At 57.3% G+C, this 16,812-nt stretch carries 18 protein-coding genes; 12 read left to right on the plus strand and 6 right to left on the minus strand.

Going from position 1 to position 16,812, the window contains the following annotated elements:
• Positions 1-86 precede the first annotated feature (86 nt).
• The 12 genes from PXH66_RS08140 (at position 87) to PXH66_RS23210 (ending at position 11,779) form a co-directional block, all read left to right on the plus strand.
• On the plus strand, positions 87-1,547 hold the full coding sequence (locus tag PXH66_RS08140; protein ID WP_330928980.1) for a phytoene desaturase family protein: 1,461 nt from the start codon (positions 87-89) through the stop codon (positions 1,545-1,547).
• A gap of 195 nt (positions 1,548-1,742) precedes the next feature.
• Positions 1,743-2,189 (plus strand): 3-hydroxyacyl-ACP dehydratase FabZ family protein, encoded by a 447-nt coding sequence (locus PXH66_RS08145; protein ID WP_330928981.1) that lies wholly within the window; start codon positions 1,743-1,745, stop codon positions 2,187-2,189.
• A gap of 332 nt (positions 2,190-2,521) precedes the next feature.
• Positions 2,522-3,349, plus strand: a complete 828-nt coding sequence (locus PXH66_RS08150; protein ID WP_330928982.1) for an enoyl-ACP reductase FabI — start codon at positions 2,522-2,524, stop codon at positions 3,347-3,349.
• Positions 3,350-3,479: 130 nt separating this feature from the next.
• Positions 3,480-3,773, plus strand: coding sequence for a transposase (locus PXH66_RS08155; RefSeq protein ID WP_330932027.1), 294 nt, complete (start codon positions 3,480-3,482; stop codon positions 3,771-3,773).
• 14 nt (positions 3,774-3,787) lie between these two features.
• A complete protein-coding gene (locus tag PXH66_RS08160; RefSeq protein ID WP_330932026.1) occupies positions 3,788-4,681 on the plus strand; it encodes an IS3 family transposase in 894 nt (297 codons plus the stop codon).
• A gap of 161 nt (positions 4,682-4,842) precedes the next feature.
• The gene (locus PXH66_RS08165) at positions 4,843-5,874 is read left to right on the plus strand and encodes a 3-oxoacyl-ACP synthase III (RefSeq protein ID WP_330927521.1); all 1,032 of its coding nucleotides are present in this window, start codon (positions 4,843-4,845) and stop codon (positions 5,872-5,874) included.
• A gap of 472 nt (positions 5,875-6,346) precedes the next feature.
• Complete coding sequence (locus PXH66_RS08170) at positions 6,347-7,240, plus strand: alpha/beta fold hydrolase (RefSeq protein WP_330927522.1); 894 nt, start codon at positions 6,347-6,349, stop codon at positions 7,238-7,240.
• 571 nt (positions 7,241-7,811) lie between these two features.
• Positions 7,812-8,138 (plus strand): IS66 family insertion sequence element accessory protein TnpB, encoded by a 327-nt coding sequence (gene tnpB, locus PXH66_RS08175; protein WP_330932085.1) that lies wholly within the window; start codon positions 7,812-7,814, stop codon positions 8,136-8,138.
• Positions 8,139-8,165: 27 nt separating this feature from the next.
• On the plus strand, positions 8,166-9,716 hold the full coding sequence (tnpC, locus tag PXH66_RS08180) for an IS66 family transposase (protein ID WP_330932267.1): 1,551 nt from the start codon (positions 8,166-8,168) through the stop codon (positions 9,714-9,716).
• A gap of 310 nt (positions 9,717-10,026) precedes the next feature.
• Entirely contained in the window at positions 10,027-10,842 is an 816-nt protein-coding gene (locus PXH66_RS08185) for a glycoside hydrolase family 5 protein (RefSeq protein WP_345784027.1), read from the plus strand.
• A gap of 364 nt (positions 10,843-11,206) precedes the next feature.
• Positions 11,207-11,455: a hypothetical protein gene (locus tag PXH66_RS08190; RefSeq protein WP_330932313.1), complete on the plus strand. Its 249-nt coding sequence runs from the start codon at positions 11,207-11,209 to the stop codon at positions 11,453-11,455.
• A 75-nt stretch (positions 11,456-11,530) separates the two neighbouring features.
• Positions 11,531-11,779, plus strand: a complete 249-nt coding sequence (locus PXH66_RS23210; protein ID WP_425609315.1) for an NYN domain-containing protein — start codon at positions 11,531-11,533, stop codon at positions 11,777-11,779.
• A gap of 112 nt (positions 11,780-11,891) precedes the next feature.
• On the opposite strand, the gene PXH66_RS23110 is transcribed toward PXH66_RS23210, so the two are convergent.
• The 6 genes from PXH66_RS23110 to PXH66_RS08215 all read right to left on the minus strand — a co-directional run bounded on the left by PXH66_RS23110 (position 11,892) and on the right by PXH66_RS08215 (position 16,713).
• Positions 11,892-12,605, minus strand: a complete 714-nt coding sequence (locus PXH66_RS23110) for a toll/interleukin-1 receptor domain-containing protein (protein WP_345784028.1) — start codon at positions 12,603-12,605, stop codon at positions 11,892-11,894.
• 932 nt (positions 12,606-13,537) lie between these two features.
• The gene (locus PXH66_RS08195) at positions 13,538-14,023 is read right to left on the minus strand and encodes a hypothetical protein (protein WP_330932314.1); all 486 of its coding nucleotides are present in this window, start codon (positions 14,021-14,023) and stop codon (positions 13,538-13,540) included.
• Entirely contained in the window at positions 14,002-14,784 is a 783-nt protein-coding gene (locus tag PXH66_RS08200; protein WP_330932315.1) for a zonular occludens toxin domain-containing protein, read from the minus strand. Before PXH66_RS08200 ends, PXH66_RS08195 begins: the two co-directional genes overlap by 22 nt.
• Positions 14,781-15,095: a hypothetical protein gene (locus tag PXH66_RS08205; RefSeq protein ID WP_330932219.1), complete on the minus strand. Its 315-nt coding sequence runs from the start codon at positions 15,093-15,095 to the stop codon at positions 14,781-14,783. Before PXH66_RS08205 ends, PXH66_RS08200 begins: the two co-directional genes overlap by 4 nt.
• Positions 15,096-15,098: 3 nt before the next feature.
• Entirely contained in the window at positions 15,099-16,415 is a 1,317-nt protein-coding gene (locus PXH66_RS08210; protein WP_330932316.1) for a hypothetical protein, read from the minus strand.
• Between the two features lie 145 nt (positions 16,416-16,560).
• Positions 16,561-16,713 carry a hypothetical protein gene (locus tag PXH66_RS08215; RefSeq protein WP_330932221.1) on the minus strand — a complete coding sequence of 51 codons (153 nt, stop codon included), beginning with the start codon at positions 16,711-16,713 and terminating at the stop codon, positions 16,561-16,563.
• Between the last annotated feature and the right edge of the window lie 99 nt (positions 16,714-16,812).

Here is a 16,812-nt window from a genome sequence, read left to right on the forward strand (position 1 = left end):
CCTCACCGCTCCAACATTCGGGGTTGAAATAACCCTGAAAAACCAAGGTTGCGCTCACTTCCCGGCAGTCTTCACTCATCCGCTTCATGGCTTACGACTGGCTAAAAGGTGTCGACGATGAGTATGACGTTATCGTCATTGGCAGCGGCTTGGGCGGCTTGACCGGGGCAAATTGCCTCGCGAAGGCCGGTCACAAGGTGCTGCTGCTCGAACACCACTATCAATACGGCGGACTCGCCACGTGGTTCACGCGCAAAGGCGGACATATCTTCGATATTTCCCTGCACGGATTTCCCGTGGGGATGAAAAAATCCTGCCGCAAATACTGGTCCCAAGAGATCGCCGACTCGATCGTGCAACTCAAGGATGTGCGCTTCGTGAATCCCCAGATGGATGTCTGGACCGACTTCACCCGCGAGGATTACACCCGCGTGCTCGTCGAGCAGTTCAAAGTCGAGCGCGACACCGTCGAGGCGTTCTACACGCACCTGCGGTCGATGAATTTCTACGACGACAATACCGAGACGACCGGCGAGATGTTTGAGCGCTTCTTCCCGGGCCGTCCCGACGTGCATCGCCTCCTGATGGAGCCCATCACCTACGCCAACGGCTCCACGCCCGAAGACCCCGCGATCACCTACGGCATCGTGTTTTCCAATTTCATGGGCGCGGGCGTCTACACCTTCCAAGGCGGCTCCGACCTGCTCATCAAGAAGATGGTCACGGTCCTCAAAGACAACGGCGTCGAGTGCCGCAAACACGTGCTCGTCGAAAAACTCATCATCGAAGAACGCGACGGCCAAAAAGTCGTCGCCGGAGTCGTCGCAGGCAACGGTCGCCACATCCGCGCCAAGGCCGTGCTCTCCAACGCCAACATCAAGAACACCGTCTTCCGCCTTGCGGGCGCCGACAATTTCTCGCCCGAATTCGCCGCCGCCGCCGAAGCCGTGCGCATCAACACCAGTTCGTGTCAGGTGTATTTCGGCATCCGCAAAGGGGAATCCATTCCGCACATCGGCGACTTGGTTTTCACGTCCGACGCGCCCGAATACAGCAGCACTGAACTCGTCGATTTCCACACTACCAGCCGCACGTTTTCGGTTTACTATCCGGAAACCCGCCCCGGCAAGGATCGCTACACCGTGGTGGCCTCGCTCAACGGCAAGTATCCGGATTGGAACGACCTCTCACCCGAAGACTACGAGACCCACAAGCAGCGCCTCATCGAGGAAGCGCTCGTCTCGCTCGAACGCTACATCCCCGACGTGCGCGGCAAGATCGATTGGATGGAAGCCGCCACGCCGCGCACCATCGAGCGTTACACCACGCACATGGCGGGCACATCCTTTGGCACCAAATTCGAAGGCCTCAAAGTCTCGATGGATTTGTCCACCGAACTCCCCGGGCTCTACCACGCCGGATCGGTCGGCATCATCATGTCGGGCTGGCTCGGCACCATCAACTACGGCGTCATCACCTCCAACAAAATCGACAAAGCCCTCTTCGCCCTGAAGCAAAAGGCCGCCACCGAAACCGCCGCCAAATAATCTATTTTTGGCCCACTAAATCACACGAAAGCACACTAAAACTTGATGTATGATACGGTCGGCCCACGTAAAATACAGAATACACGGAAGCTTTTCGACACGTTCCGTGTGTTCCGTGGGCAATTCACCAAGCTGACTGTTTCGTGTCTTTTAGTGTGATTTAGTGGGCCATCCCAAATACCACCTTTTCCTTTCATGTCTCTCTCCATCACTGATCTCATTCCGCATCGCCCGCCGTTTTTGTTCATCGACGAAGTGGTCGAGCACAACGACACCGCGCTGACCGCCCGCCGCAAATGGCGCGCCGACGAAGACTTTTATCAGGGCCACTACCCGGAATCCCCGATCACCCCTGGCGTCCTCCTATGCGAGGCCGTCTTCCAAGCCGGTGCCGCCTTCATGTCGTTGCAAGCCCAAGCCGCCGGAGCCGCGCCGGGAGAGGGCGTGCCACTGCTCGCGAAGATCAGCGACGTGCGCTTTCGCAACCCTGTGTTTCCCGGCGACGAAGTCCTCATCGAAGTCACGAAGAAAGAAGCCATGGGCGGCTTCACGATGATGTCGGGACTGGTCAAAAAGAGCGACGGCACTCGCGTGCTTTCGGTCAACTACGCCGTCGCTTGGAAGACGCCCGAATCCAAATAAGCACGACGTTTTCTTTCACAGGAGGTAACAGAGAAAAACTGAGCCCGCCCGCCGCAGCATTTTTTACCGCAACGCAGAATGTCGGGCGTAAAGCCCGACCCACATTGTGGAGGGTAACTTACTTGTGGGTAGGGCTTTATGCCCGACTCGACAAAGGGACGCGATTTGAGTTACTCAAAGCCAACCCACCGCTGGCGGATCGCAATCATTTCTCATCCCCTTAACTCCGTGACCTCTGTGAACCCTCCGTGCTCTCTGTGTTAAAAACACACCTGTCACTCCGCCTTCGTTCTCTTCGTTGCCTTCTGTAAAAACAACTCCACCGCCCACGCATGCCTGACTTCCTCAATTTGACCGGCAAGACCATCGTCGTCGTCGGCGTCGCCAACCGCAAAAGCGTCGCGTGGCTCACCGCGAAAACGCTGGAAGAGCAGGGCGCCAAGGTCGTCTACAGCGTGCGCTCCGCAGCCCGCAAGGCGTCGCTGACGAAGCTTCTCGCCGATAAGCCGACGTTCATCTGCGACGTCGAGGAAGAGGGCGCGTCCCAGCGTCTCGCCGCCGAGATCATCGCGGCCGGTCACGGCCCGATTCACGGTCTCGTGCACTCGATCGCGTTCGCCAACTACAGCGAGGGTTTCAAACCGTTCGAAGAAACGAAACGTGCCGACTTTCTGCAGGCGACTGCGATCTCCGCGTTCTCCCTCGTCGAGCTCGCCAACGCCTTCAAACCGCACTTCGCGCCCGGCGCATCGGTAGTCACGATCGGCATCTCGTCACTCACCGTCACGCCCGACAACTACGGTTACATGGGCCCCATCAAAGCCGCCCTCGAATCGGCCACGCGTTTCCTCGCCAAGTCCTTCAACCCGACGCCTGGCGTGCGCTTCAACGTCATCGGTTCCGGCCCGCTCAAGACCAGCGCGTCGGCCGGCATTCCCGGGTATCTGGAAAGCTACCTGTATGCCGAGAAACTGACCTTCCGGAAACAGAACCTCGCCACCCAAGAAGTCGCCAACTCCGTCGTGTATTTGCTCAGCGAACGAAGCAGCGGCCACAACGGCGCCACGCTCGTCGTCGACGCCGGCCTAGGCAGCAATTTCTTCGACGCCGAAATCGTCCGCCTCGCGATGCGCCCGGAAATCGGGCCGCCCCCGAAATGAATTTTTAACAGGAGAAAACAGAGAAGAACAGAGCCAGCACCATGCATCTTCGGCACCGGATCTTTTCTACAGAAGGTGATCGGGCCTGAGAAAAATGGACACGGGAATCTCTTAGAAAGAGAAACCTAAAGTGAAACGAAACCGACACAGCGCCGAGTTTAAGCGCGAAGCCGCCAGGCTGATGATCATGGACGGGCTGAGTGCCCCGGAGGTCTCCCGGAAGTTGGATGTGAACCCGAGTCTGCTTTACCGCTGGAAACGCGAGCAACTGGCCGAGATGGATGCGGCGAGTCCGCCGCACGCGAAGTCGAGCCCGACCCAGTTGGCCGCCGAGATCGACCAGCTGCGCAAGCAACTGGCGAAAGAAAAGCGGATCAATGAGATCCTAAAAAAAACGGTGAGCTACTTCGCCAAGGACGAGTGAGCCGCTTCGTGTTCATGCGAAAACATCAGCACAGGTATGACGTGGCCGAGATGGGCGAAGCGCTCGGCGTCTCGCGCAGCGGATACTACCGCTGGATCGAGGCCAGACCCTCGGTCCGCCGAGAGCAGGACGAAGCGATCAAGCCAGTGATCGAGCAAGTCGTGCGTCGGGCTTGCGGCCCCTACGGTTACCGGCCGGTCCACCAACATCTGCGTGAGCAGGGCGTGGACTGTGGCCGTGATCGCACCCTGCGCCTGATGCACGAGTTGGAGTTGGTCGGCCGCTCCCATGCCCGGTTCAAGCCGATGGGCACCGACAGCGAGCATCTGTTTGGCTACCATCCCAACTTACTCAAGCAGTTGGGGAAACCGGAGCATCGCGATCAGATCTGGGTGGCCGACACCACCTATCTGCGCACGGACGAGAGCTGGTGTTATCTGGCGACGGTGATGGATCTATGCACCCGACGCATCGTCGGCTGGAGCGTCTCCGATCGCAACGACACCGCCCTGGTCTGCACCGCGTTGGAAAACGCCGTGCAAACCCGCGGCGAAGTCCGCGCCGGCATCGTGCATCACAGCGACCGGGGCAGCACCTACGCCGCGGATCGCTACCAACGCCTGCTGGCCAAGCTGAAAATGCACCCGAGCATGAGCGCCAAGGGCAACTGCTACGACAATGCCGCGATGGAGTCCTTCTTTGGTCGCTACAAAACGGCCGCAGTGCGCGACCACGTCTTTGCCAACGAAGCCCAAGTCCGCGCCAACGTCTTCAACTACATCGAAGTCTTCTACAACCGATTCCGCAAACACGCCTCTCTGGGCTACCTGAGCCCGATGCAGGCGGAGGCAAAAATCTTGCCCCCCATGGGGGGCAATGCACAACCCGATTGCCTAACCCGCAACTAAACCCATAACCCACCAAATAAGAGACGACCGTGTCTCACCATCTCAGGCCCGATCAAACACCTGCCTCACCGCCTTAGTTCTCTTCGTTTCCTTTTGTAAAAACCAGTTCACCCTGCGCTCCGTTTCCCTCCGTTCCCTCCTGTAAAAATCAGCCTGCTTAAATGCGTTTTGCCCATACCGTCATAGAATCCATTGCCGTCGCGTTGCCCGACGAGGCGCTGACGTCGGCGGGCATCGAGCAACGCCTCGCGCCGCTCTACGAACGGCTGAAACTGCCCGAAGGACGCCTCGAACTCATGACCGGCATCAAAGAGCGCCGTGTCTGGCCGATGGGCACGCGGCCGTCCGACGCCAGCGCGGCGGCGGGGAGGGCAGTGCTCGCGAAATCGGCGCTGTCCGCCGATCGCGTGCAATTGTTCATGCACTGCGCGGTATCGCGCGACATGCTCGAACCCGCCACGGCGTCGTTTGCCCATCGCAAGATCGGCCTGCCCGCCAGCGCGCAGATCTTCGACGTATCCAATGCCTGCCTCGGCTTTCTCAACGCGATGACCGTTGCGGCCAGCATGATCGAATCCGGTCAGATCGAATGCGCCCTCGTCGTCTCGGGCGAAAACGGCGGCCCACTCGTCGAACACACCTTGCGGACGTTGCTGGACAAGCCGCTGAGCCGGCAGGAGATCAAACCGTATTTCGCCAACCTCACCATCGGTTCCGGCGCGGTCGCGGCCGTGCTCTGTCACGACTCCCTCGCGCCGCACGGGCACCGCCTGCTCGGCGGCACGGCGCGAGCGGCAACGGTGCACAGCGAACTTTGCCAAGGCGACACCCACGGGGCAGATTCGCTCGCCATGCAAACCGATTCCGAAGCCCTACTCGTGGCGGGCATCCAACTCGCGCAAGAAACCTGGACCGAGTTCTGCACCGAAGTCGGCGGCGACCGGGAAAGCTTTGATCGCTTCATCTGCCACCAAGTTGGCAGCACCCACCGACGCAAACTCTACGAAGCGCTCAATCTCGATCTGACCAGAGACTTTTCGACCTTCGAGACGTTAGGTAACACCGGCTCGGTCGCGCTCCCGGTCACGTTAGCCACGGCAGCGGATCAAAACGTGCTGGAAAAGGGCGATCGCGTCGCCCTGTTGGGAATTGGCAGCGGCCTCAATTGCCTAATGCTCGGCCTCGAATGGTAGCGACTGATCCGCAGGCTGCTTGATATTACAGAAGGCAACGAAGAGAACGAAGGCTGAGAGGCAGGTATTTTTTGACACAGAGGGCACAGAGGTCACGAAGTTGAGGGAATAGGCTGGGCCAGCAGTGAGGTGGCATTGTTCTCTTCGTTTCCTTCTGTGAAAACAGTTCTATCCCTCGCATGGTGACTTACTTTGGCCGACTCACTGATTTGTTTTACAGAAGGCAACGAAGAGAACGAAGACGTAGAGGCACGAAAACCAACCGCAGAGCACACCGATTGATGAATTTAAGACGTAGTAACTGGAATCCAAGTTCGGGCTTTCCGCTCCGGGGGGTCCCGGCCTTAAACACCAACATCCTAGTGGCTTTGTTTCCCTTCGTTCCCTTCTGTAAAAATCAACGCGTCGCATCCGCAGCCTGTTGGCTCCGTTTACCTCCGTTTCCTCCTGTGAAAACAGCGTTGTCCCTCGCATGAACCATCTCCCGGCCTGGCTGCGCGAACTTTACCCGTTCACACCACAACGCTTCACCACGCCCAGCGGGGCGGGCATGAGTTATGTCGACGAAGGGGAGGGCACCGAAGCCGTGCTCATGCTCCACGGCAATCCCACCTGGTCGTTTTACTACCGCGATCTGGTCAAAGCCATCGCGCCGAAGAAACGCTGTATTGTGCCCGATCACATCGGCATGGGACTTTCGGAAAAGCCGGAAAACTATGCCTACACGCTCGCCACCCGCATCGACGACATTGCGGCGCTCGTCGAGTCACTGGGACTCACCAAAGTCGATCTCGTCGTGCACGACTGGGGGGGCGCCATCGGTTTCGGCTTTGCCCAGCGCCGCCCGGACCTCATTGGCCGTATCACGATTCTCAACACGGCGGCCTTCACCTCGATCCACCTCCCGCGCCGCATTGCCCTGTGCAAATTCGGCGGAGTGGGCCCCGCGCTGGTGCGCGGCGTGAACGCCTTTGCGTGGCCTGCGACCTGGATGGCCATGAGCCGCCGCGCGCTCAGCAACGACGAGAACCGCGGTTACCTGTATCCCTATGACAGTTGGGCCAACCGCGTGGCGGTGAGTGCCTTTGTGCAGGACATCCCGATGCGCCCCAGCCACCCGACGTGGCCAACGCTGCAAATCGTGGAGGACGGCATCGCCAAATTCCGTGATCGCGACGTCCTGATCCTCTGGGGCGGCCGAGATTTCTGCTTCAACGACCAGTTCTTCAAGGAGTGGGAGACGAGACTGCCTCAGGCCAAGACCATGTATCTAGAAGACGCCGGCCACTACGTCCTGGAAGACGCCCGCGGCGACGCCATCCCGAGAATCTGCGAGCACCTGCTGCAAGATAAGCGCACGGTCTAGCCGCCGAGCGAAGCATCAGCACCAGTAACCGGTGAGCGGGTGGGGGAGCGTGCTCATCCCATACTCCGCCGCGACCTATTCCAATTGGAGCTGGCCAAACCTGCTCTGGTGGATCAACTTCCGGCAGTTCGCTTCCTTTTCGGTCTGGCCACCGCAGAGAACACGAAGTGTTCAGCTGTCACTTTACCCCATGAAGGCCAACTTCCCGCTCCATTTGGAATCTCCACACACGCACACCGTGCCGGGCTCGACCGGGCGATTTGTCTCATGAGTCAAGCAAAGTCCCCTTTTGGCTGCCCCAATCATGAAATTCTTTTTCGAATAAGCAGCTGGAAGGTCGGGATTGTCTGATTATATACTTCGGTGTTATTAGAAGGCTCGCCCTCCCCTAAGTTTTAACAATTTCCCTGCAAGGTTAGTTGATTTTTCGGTCTGGCCACCAATAAACACCCAAATCGTGCGACTGTCGCCATACCCCATGAAAGTCAACTTTCTTCCTCGTCGGAACGTTGGTAAGCGTCCGTTATGGCACGTGGTAGTCGGGGCAGGGTCGGGCTGATAATGTGGCGGGATGGCTCGAATCGAAGCGGAACAGATTTACGTGTATGGTGGCGTGGTGGATTTGCGCAAAGGAGCGAACAGCTTGCGGACGTTGGTGGGCCGGCCGGAGCCGGAAGCGCTTTACGTGTTTTCAAACCGGTCAAGAGGCCTGCTGAAGTTCCTCGTCGTCGATGCGACGGGTGTTTGGTGCGGCACGCGACGTCTGCATCACCGGCGGTTTGCGTGGCCGGAAAGTCCGGACGGTCAGGAGCGGCTGACGCGTGATGAACTTGCGTGGCTGATCGCGGGTGGAGACGTGAAAAAGTTACGTCTAAAGCGCACTTTGGCTGGCCAATAGCGGGAGGCCGGATACTGTATCCGTATAGTGGCGACAGTTAATCCACCAACCGATCTTCAGGAGGATGATGAGGCGCAGGTTCTGCGTCTTGAATGCGAACGACTGGAGCAAGAAAACCATGTATTAGGCACGGAGCTAAAGGCGCTCAATGCGGAGATGGCTTACATGCAGCGCCAGTTGGAGGCCCTGAAACGCAAGCTGTTCGGACAGTCGCGGGGTGAGCAGGTCAGCGAGGCGCAGTTGAACTTGGCTCTCGACGAGATGGAGCGGGAACGCGCGCAGCAGGAGGAGGTGCCCAAGGAGGTGATTGGCTACGCCCGCCGTCGACCTCAGGCGGAGGAGTCGCAGGCCCGACTGCCCGAAGACCTGGAGACGATCACCGAGGAAATCATCCCGGAGGAGGTGCGGGCCGAACCGGAGGCCTACGAGCGCATCGGTGAAGAAGTGACCGAAGAACTCGATGTCCAGCCGATGAAGGTGATCCGTCGCCGGATCGTGCGACCGAAGTTTAAACGCAAGGGGCAAGCCGCAGCGGCGCCCTTCATTGCGCCGCTACCGGCCCGGGTGATCCCGGGCGGACTACCCGCCGCCGGTTTGATCGCGTTCCTCTTGGTGGCCAAATATGTGGACCACCTTCCTCTCTACCGATTGGAGAAAAGCTTCAAGCAACGCTTCGGCGTGAAGCTACCGCGTCAGCGCCTGTGCGACTGGACCGGATACGCCATCGAGAACTGGCTGTTAATCATCTACCACTCGATCCGGCAGGGATTGATCGGAGGCGACTACTTGCAGATCGATGAGACGCCGATCCGTTATCTTGACCCGGATCGCAAAGGACAAAGTAGCCGCGGTTACCTCTGGGTTTATGGACATCCAGGAGGAGACCTGTGCTTTGATTGGTCGCTGGGCCGGGGTAAAGCCGCGGCCGAGGCCATCGTGTGCGAGTTTACCGGTCTGCTGCAAAGCGACGGCTACCAAGTCTACGACCGGGTGAGCGAGGGTCGCGAGATCACGCAACTCGGATGCTGGGCGCACGCGCGTCGACGGTTCTACGACGCCTACCAAGCCGGTGAATCCGGGGCGGCGCATTACTTGGTGCTCATCCGCGATCTCTACGCGATCGAAGCGTCATTGCCGGCCGAGGCGAGCGTGGCGCAGGTCGCGGAGATCCGGGCCGAACGCAGTGTGCCAGTCCTCGCACAGATCAGGCAGTCATTGGACGAAGATATCGACACGCACATGCCCAGAACCGCCATCGCTGATGCCATCGGTTACGCCCGATCCCAGTGGAGCAAGCTGACCGCATACGTGCAGCACGGGCAAACGCGCATCGACAACAACCTCACCGAACAAGCCATCCGCCCCACCAAACTCGGGGCCAAGAACTGGTTGTTCATTGGGCACCCCGGTGCGGGCAAGCGCGCTGCGATCATCTACACCATCCTCGAATGCTGCCGCCGCCATAACGTCGAACCTCTCGCTTACCTCAACGACGTGCTCCATCGCCTGCCCGGCATGACCAATCACCAAGTCGCTGCCGCCAAACTTACCCCGCGCGACTGGAAACCCGCGGCCTGAGCGTCAACCCCTTCCGCATACGCGGTAGAACGGACGCTTACGGAGCACGCGACTGGGTTGTCTTCGTTGCCAAACCGATGGGAGATCGGTGCAGTCGGTGATGCATATGACCAAGTCTTTCTTGCCTGCATTCATTGCACTCTTTTTGGCGGGGTGTTCGACTTCCCCAGTGGCCGAATCAACCTCCAAGGTGCCGTCGCCAACGCCTGAAGCTTCTTCGTCAGTGGGAGCGGTCAGTGTTCATGGTCGGCTGCGCACGGCCGGAAACCAGATTGTGGGGAAACACGGTGAACCGGTGAGTTTGGCGGGCATGAGCTTTTTCTGGAGCCAATGGAAGGGCGAGTTCTACCAGCCGTCCACGGTCGCATGGCTGAAGGCCGATTGGCAGGCGAATCTCGTTCGCGCGGCCGTGGGGGTCGGTCGAGATGGCCAGCCCGATCCCGATCTTGATAAAGTCCACGCCCTGATCAGAGCCGCCATCGACCAAGACATCTACGTGATCATCGATTGGCATGATCACCGGGCCGAGGCGCACACCGCTGCTGCCGTCGCGTTCTTCGAGGAAATGGCCCGCACTTACGCCGGTAATCCGCACGTCATCTATGAGATCTACAATGAGCCCCTGCAGGTTTCATGGTCCGAAACGATCAAACCTTACGCGGAAACCGTGATCGCCGCGATTCGGGCGCACGATCCCGATAATCTCATTATCGTGGGCACGCCCAACTGGTCGCAACGGGTAGATGAGGCCGCCGCCGATCCGCTCGACGATTCCAACGTCGCCTATACGCTGCATTTCTACGCCGGCACCCATAAGGCCGATCTGCGCGCCCGCGCCATCACGGCACTCGAAGCCAATATCGCGCTTTTCGTCACGGAGTGGGGCACGGTGAATGCCGATGGCGACGGTGAGGTGGATCATGAATCCGTCGCGGCATGGATGAAGTTTATGCGGCAATGGAACCTCAGCCACGCCAACTGGGCCGTATCCGACAAGGAGGAGGGCGCGTCCATCGTGCGGCCCGGCGCGTCGACCTCCGGCGGCTGGACCGACGACGACCTGACCGCATCAGGCCGCTTCGTGCGCGAGTTGATCCGCGACTGGAACCAGCCGGTGGCACGTTAGGCGATGGGGCAGGTGCTGTTTTAACGCAGAGATGCAAAGACGCCGAGGGACGCAAAGATCCTGTGAATTGAAATCCGTTATTCTATTTCACCGGAGACGACACGGTTTTGAACTTTCAAATCTGAGGCTCCGTAGTCATTCGGAACGGGTTTGCGTTTCGAGCCCCGGACCCGATTTTAGAGCCCGTGGATGCCATCCAGAAAATTGGGACCGAAACGACCGATTCAATCGTAATTCCGGTTTCCACCCCTCTCGCGACTCCGTATTTAACAACGCACAATAAACAGGGTTTCCGTAGTAGCTGACGGGCAGGGAATTACCGCATTAGATTGCTCACGGTCAACAATTTTCAACCATTGTACCCATGAGTAAGGCTAAGTTTTTCCTCACACTCGACCAGGAAGCCATCGACGAACTTGAAGTCGTTGCTCGTGAAAATCACATGAGCCCGAATGCATTTGCGGCCGTCGCAGTAGGAAGGCTCTCCAAGCTGAAACCTGAATTCGCCTTGGCTGCGCTTGGGTCTATTCCCCAGGAGTATTTCAAGCGAGGCCCCGGACGACCTCCTGCAAGTAGTCGAGCCGCGAGACCTGAACAAATAGCTGCAGTTTGAACCTTTCAAATCTACGTAGCCCCTCCCCCTCCCAAGACCAAGACTGGCCATAACCAAGGAAACCCACCCAATACAATGCCCAAATATATTGCGAGTTACGACCTCATCAAAAACAAGGATTACAAAAAACTCTGGGAAGAGCTAGAACGCCTGGGAGGTAAGCGAGTTTTGGAATCGCTTTGGTATCTTGATGTAACCTACACGAAAACATCGCTATTAAGGGACCATCTCAAGGAATACGTCGATTCCGATGACCGGATTTTTGTTTGCGCACTAGGTGACTACGCGACCCGTAATGCTCTGATCAAAATATCAGAACAGTAGCACAGGTTTAGGCCGCCGGACTTCTCCTCGTTGGCTGAGAAATCTCGTTCCTAGCCATAGTAACACCCTCCGCCGAATACGGTTCTTTGTGAACCTTTTGTAAGCAAACAGCTCAAGGCGCTATCAACTCAGCGATCTTGGCCGCGACATCATCCATCGTGTCGCCGTCTGCTGTGCTGAGTCCAGTGCGAGAACCGAGGAGGGGACTTACATCTCTAAGTTCCCCGTAAGTTGTATCGTGCACAACAGGAACAAGGAGGTCACGGGCAAGAAGGACAGACAGTTCCTTGTCTGCAATACCCTCTCCCGCAAGGCGTTTAAGCAGGGCAGGTGTTACCAAAACAACCCCGACTCGCGAGTTCGCCAGTCCCTTATCAATTTCACGAAGGAGAGGCGTGCCTAGAGCTACATCTTTCTCACTAAACCACACCGAAATTTTTCGCGCCTCTAGCTTGTCGTGAAGTTCCTTTGCGGATTGTCGTCTATCGTCCCACGCGTGGCACAGGAATACGTCCCTGCGGTCGGGCTTAGCAGGGCGTTGTTCAACACTCCGACGGTAAGGCTCCAATGCGCGAATTTCCGCTGCGGTATATGATACGGAAGAGCCTGCTTTTGACCATCTCGGTCGTGTACTTGAACCTGAATTGCTAGAACCGCCAGAGTCCGCTGAGTAACTTGGCGATGGAATATACGATGAAGGAGAAGAGTATCCTCCAAAACTACTGCCCCCGCCATAGTATCTGCCATATCGCCCACCACACGCAGGGCAATTAGCTTTTCCACTTGCTGTTCGGTGGCCGACTACGGGGGCTGTGCATCTTGGCATAAAAGGTTCGATAGCTAGTTAATTCTGTATTTTCCAGCTAATTCCTCTATTGAATGTAACTGCGAACTGAGATAGAGTTGATTAGACATAAAGTCCCATTGCCGTTTTACCGTCTCAATAAAACCCCGAAATCTCATTAACTAGCACTACGATGAACAGCGGGAATATCAACAGACGACCTCCACCGATCGGGAAACGTGCCAATACACAGAAACAGCCCCAAACAACCGCGAACCAAGCGCTCAATGCAGGATACATCTGTCTCGCAATCGCGGTCGGTGCAGTTCTGATCGGTGGTCCGTTCGGATGGTTACTCGCGGGACCACTGACAACGGCGTGCGTCGTTTTGAGTATCATTACGATGACCAAAGGCAGGACCTCCGGAGGCGTCATTCTGCTTGTCACATCTTTGACTCTCCCAGCGTTCTTCACATTGATTTGGTATCTGTTTATCGCCGCATTATTCATCGGAGTCAGCGCGACTGCGTGACCAGGTAAGCTGTTCTCACCGACTCCAGAATTCGCCCTGGGCAAACTTCCCTCGATTAGCCAGGAAGTCGTTCAATTCGGCTCTCGATAGCCAACGGCCCGCGCCGGCCGAGCCAGATCCGACCGGGGGCACAATTCCGCCCAGCACTTGGTCAATGACGGCCGCGCCGTCCCCAGGCTCCATTGCGGAACAATTCCAGGCCCCTCCGGCCGCTATCCAGCTTCGGAGCATATCAAGGGCCCTGTCAGTGACGTTTCGGCCGTCTACCGCCAGGGAGACCGGATTTGCGCCTAACAGATGCATGCGATGCCACTGACGCAGCGCGCTCGCTGGCGTTTTAGCAATACACACACCAGGTGCGAAGCTCATTTTGTAGGTCCGACGGTGTATTGCCGGCATGCAAGTATCGTTAAGTTTTACCACTCGTTTTTAACGAGCTGGTTTAGCCGGAAATTTCCGAAAGGGGCGTAGGTGGGACACCTTTTTGAGGACTTAGCTCGTTTGATTCCAACATATTAGGGGATTTCTCGGAGCGATTTCGGGGAGGTCCTAGCCATACGCGGCCGAGGTCGCGAAGCTCCACGAAATTGCGCTCCACGCGTTCCAGGAACGGACGGATCACGTTGCCGTTTTCATCAAGTTCGCCGTCGCGTTCCGTGATCGTGCGACCGTCCGAAAGGAGCACGTTCACGTGAGAGCCTTTGACGATGTAACCACGCACCCAGAGTTCCGGAGCTTTCGCCGTGGGAATTTCGGTTTGGGTGACGCTCACGGGATCAGGTTCTTCCGTGAAATCCGGAGTCTGTTCAGATTCACTCTGAACCGCCGTTACTTGCTCGTTACGGCCTTCATAAATGCAGGAGCGAGTCAGCACACCTACCGCACTGCCGAGGGAGCAGAAGAGGATTACACGAAGCACAGAACGCATGATGAGACGATCAGCAGGCCTTCCGCCCACCCGATGGTTGAGGGTTTCCGTTTCTTGACGCGTTTCCTTTTGGGGATGCGTTCCAGGGGCGAAGCCGATACCACTTTCATATTGGCGAACTGATCGGCCGCTTCGCCCAGGAGCGCGTCAGAGTTGTAGAGTTCGCAGGCCCAGGAGGGACGCAGAAACACTTCCGAGTGCTGTTTCACCGGCTTCGCGTTGCCGACCGCGATGTCGAAACACACGCGGGTAAACACAGGGATGGGGAAGGGGATCAGCCCCATAATTTTGTAGTGCCGGAAGTTCCGGCACATCCAGAGCAGGTTCGCTTTTTTGCGAAGCTGTTTATCGATGTCTTCCGGACTTTGGGTGATGAACAGTAGGATGATATCGAGTTTCCGGCACAGCGTTATGAAAGTGAGCATTTCCCGGTCGCGGGGATCTTTTCGCGTACTTTGGTAGTCGCGGGAATTCCATTCCAGGTGTGCTTCATCGAGCATGACCAGGACTTGCGAATCAGCGGTTCCCCTGGAGATTTGACGGTGAAAGTCGCGGAGTGATTTTCCGTCCAGAATCGTAAGGCGTTCCGGGTCGTATTTGTAGCCGCGTTCCGCCATGCGCTGTTCGATTTTGTCCGGAAACATTTCGACGTTCGTGAAGCAGTAAGCGCCGCGTTCCAGGTGCCAGTAGGCGCGTTCGGCCGCGCACATCGATTTGCCGCCGCCCAGGGTTCCCGCGATGATTTCGATTAACCCGTTCATGAGATCGTCGGAATGAACGATTTGATGGCTCGGATCACTGAGCACGTCAGTCTCAGTCCGGCATAGGTCACGATCATCGAGAGGACCGTGTCCAGGGGGAACAGGTAATTGATCAGCGAAAGCGGTGACACATCAAAGGTGCCGGCAGTGGCTGGCGCGACGAGCGCGTCAATGCGCTGAAAGAGTGATTCCCAAAGGGAATTCACCCATCCGCTAATTGTGAGCGCGATAGTGCCGAGGACCAAAACGGCTTTCAGGACCGGCGTCGTTTCCGTAAAAAAACGAACGATTTGATAAAGGACGTTGAGCATGGTTCAGGTCGCGAACGCTTCGCGAATAGCGCGCAGAGACATGAAGAAAAACCAGATGGCGAGCGCACCGCGCACCAGGGCTTTGAATATGGTAATACCGGTTTCGTAGTCCGAAAAATCGATATCGATAGCGAGGTCAGGCCCGCTCTGCATGGGTAGGGAAAAGGCGAATACAGACACACTGCCGAGGCCTTCAATGCTCACGAGTTCGGGTAGTTTGTTCTCGATCGCGAGCACGCCGGAGGGTTCGAGTTCCAAACCTACTTCATCCGCAACATCTGTTTCGTCCGGAACCGTTGGGTCTTCCGGCCCGCTTCCGTCTCCTTCGATTGCTGCCTTGAGTGAGTTGATCGCACTAACGGTGTTCGAATTGCCGCTTTGGATTTCCGACCGTATGGAGACGAGGTTTTTGGCGAGATTGGCCACGCCGCTTTTATAGGTCGCGTTCGTTAGTGCGTCGTTGGGTTTGGTGTCCGTATTGGGTGACCAAATAGGCGCATCGTTGTTTTGAGTTACTCCTTCCGGAGTCGTGGCCGTGGGGGCTTTGTCACTTTGTGGCACTTCGACCGGTTCAGGCAGCTCGTCCCCTGGCAGCACTAATTCCGGGTCAATTTCGACCCCGGTATCAAGTTCGGTCAGTGCTCCGTCCACCACCATCCATTGGTCATCGGAGTATTCCAGATCGGGAATTTCTTCGACCACCGTCACAACGGCGTAAGAAGGCACTTCAAATTCCTGAATCACAGCCTGACCAGGCTGAAGCGTTATTTCTCCGACAGGGCTGCCGTCCTGAATGAGTCGATACGTCACCGCAACGTCGCGAGTATTGCGCAGCGATAGGCGAACCGTCTTGTTTTGGTGGTTACTTCCCACCGGAAACGGTTGGTGGATCCTTTCGCCTTTGACGTAGGTCGGGACAGTTGCGTTATCCGTGGAGTAGACGCGTTCCACGATGTAATGCGATTCTCCTGACAATACGTCGAACGGTCCAAGAATCCCGACCGTGATCGGGAGCCCCCCGTCTCCGGTGAACCATTGCACGTTCGCTAGCTTTGACGCGTAACTCGCCGGTGTTCCATCGTCATGAATAACCGAGATGACAAGGGTGTCTCCGTTCACACTTCCAGTCCATGGGGCACTAGAGGCCTCTGGATCCGCGAGGTTGACGGTACGAATGTAGAACTGGCTCGTGTCACTCCCAGGCACAAATTCCCACTTCGCAGAGACCCAGAATTGGAAATTGCCTTCCACGGCTAGGTCTTCACTCCATGCCGTGAATGCCGACAGTATGAACATTCCAAATACGATGAAGTATTTCATCTCAGCCTCGATTGCCCCCGTCTTTGATTCCCGCCCGGAAAAGCCAGAGGATGAACCAAACGAGCAGCAGGCAAAATTGTAGTTGTTCTATCGTAAATTCCATGGGGAGAAAGAGGGGGGAGGGAACACCTCCCCCCTGGTTTGATCAGCTCGTGAACGACTTGAAGACGCGCACGGCCCACTTGCCGCCGAACTTGAAGGCCATGAGGCCTACGCCCGCGACGGCAGCGATTGCACCGGCAGCAAGGCCCGCAGTGGCGATGGCGCCGAGTTCCGTGGTGATGGCGGAGATATCCATTTGTTTTCCTTTCCTTGGCTCACAGTTCCGCGACGGTCTTGAAGCTCGACCAGATGTGACCTGCTAAGTATCCGGCTCCGTAGATGGTCACAGCGAAGG

This window comes from Synoicihabitans lomoniglobus (genome assembly GCF_029023725.1).
Taxonomy (GTDB): Bacteria; Verrucomicrobiota; Verrucomicrobiia; order Opitutales; family Opitutaceae; genus Actomonas; species Actomonas lomonigloba.

Bases quoted from the DNA above. Each gene is read 5' to 3' on its own strand.
- PXH66_RS23210 (WP_425609315.1), top strand. From the start codon at position 11,531: ATGCCCAAATATATTGCGAGTTACGACCTCATCAAAAACAAGGATTAC.
- PXH66_RS08170 (WP_330927522.1), top strand. From the start codon at position 6,347: ATGAACCATCTCCCGGCCTGGCTGCGCGAACTTTACCCGTTCACACCA.
- PXH66_RS08210 (WP_330932316.1), bottom strand. From the start codon at position 16,415: ATGAAATACTTCATCGTATTTGGAATGTTCATACTGTCGGCATTCACG.
- PXH66_RS08145 (WP_330928981.1), top strand. From the start codon at position 1,743: ATGTCTCTCTCCATCACTGATCTCATTCCGCATCGCCCGCCGTTTTTG.
- PXH66_RS08205 (WP_330932219.1), bottom strand. From the start codon at position 15,095: ATGCTCAACGTCCTTTATCAAATCGTTCGTTTTTTTACGGAAACGACG.
- PXH66_RS08140 (WP_330928980.1), top strand. From the start codon at position 87: ATGGCTTACGACTGGCTAAAAGGTGTCGACGATGAGTATGACGTTATC.
- PXH66_RS23110 (WP_345784028.1), bottom strand. From the start codon at position 12,605: ATGCCAAGATGCACAGCCCCCGTAGTCGGCCACCGAACAGCAAGTGGA.
- PXH66_RS08160 (WP_330932026.1), top strand. From the start codon at position 3,788: ATGCGAAAACATCAGCACAGGTATGACGTGGCCGAGATGGGCGAAGCG.
- PXH66_RS08190 (WP_330932313.1), top strand. From the start codon at position 11,207: ATGAGTAAGGCTAAGTTTTTCCTCACACTCGACCAGGAAGCCATCGAC.
- PXH66_RS08200 (WP_330932315.1), bottom strand. From the start codon at position 14,784: ATGAACGGGTTAATCGAAATCATCGCGGGAACCCTGGGCGGCGGCAAA.
- PXH66_RS08195 (WP_330932314.1), bottom strand. From the start codon at position 14,023: ATGCGTTCTGTGCTTCGTGTAATCCTCTTCTGCTCCCTCGGCAGTGCG.
- PXH66_RS08185 (WP_345784027.1), top strand. From the start codon at position 10,027: ATGAGCTTTTTCTGGAGCCAATGGAAGGGCGAGTTCTACCAGCCGTCC.
- PXH66_RS08150 (WP_330928982.1), top strand. From the start codon at position 2,522: ATGCCTGACTTCCTCAATTTGACCGGCAAGACCATCGTCGTCGTCGGC.
- tnpB (WP_330932085.1), top strand. From the start codon at position 7,812: ATGGCTCGAATCGAAGCGGAACAGATTTACGTGTATGGTGGCGTGGTG.
- PXH66_RS08215 (WP_330932221.1), bottom strand. From the start codon at position 16,713: ATGGATATCTCCGCCATCACCACGGAACTCGGCGCCATCGCCACTGCG.
- PXH66_RS08165 (WP_330927521.1), top strand. From the start codon at position 4,843: ATGCGTTTTGCCCATACCGTCATAGAATCCATTGCCGTCGCGTTGCCC.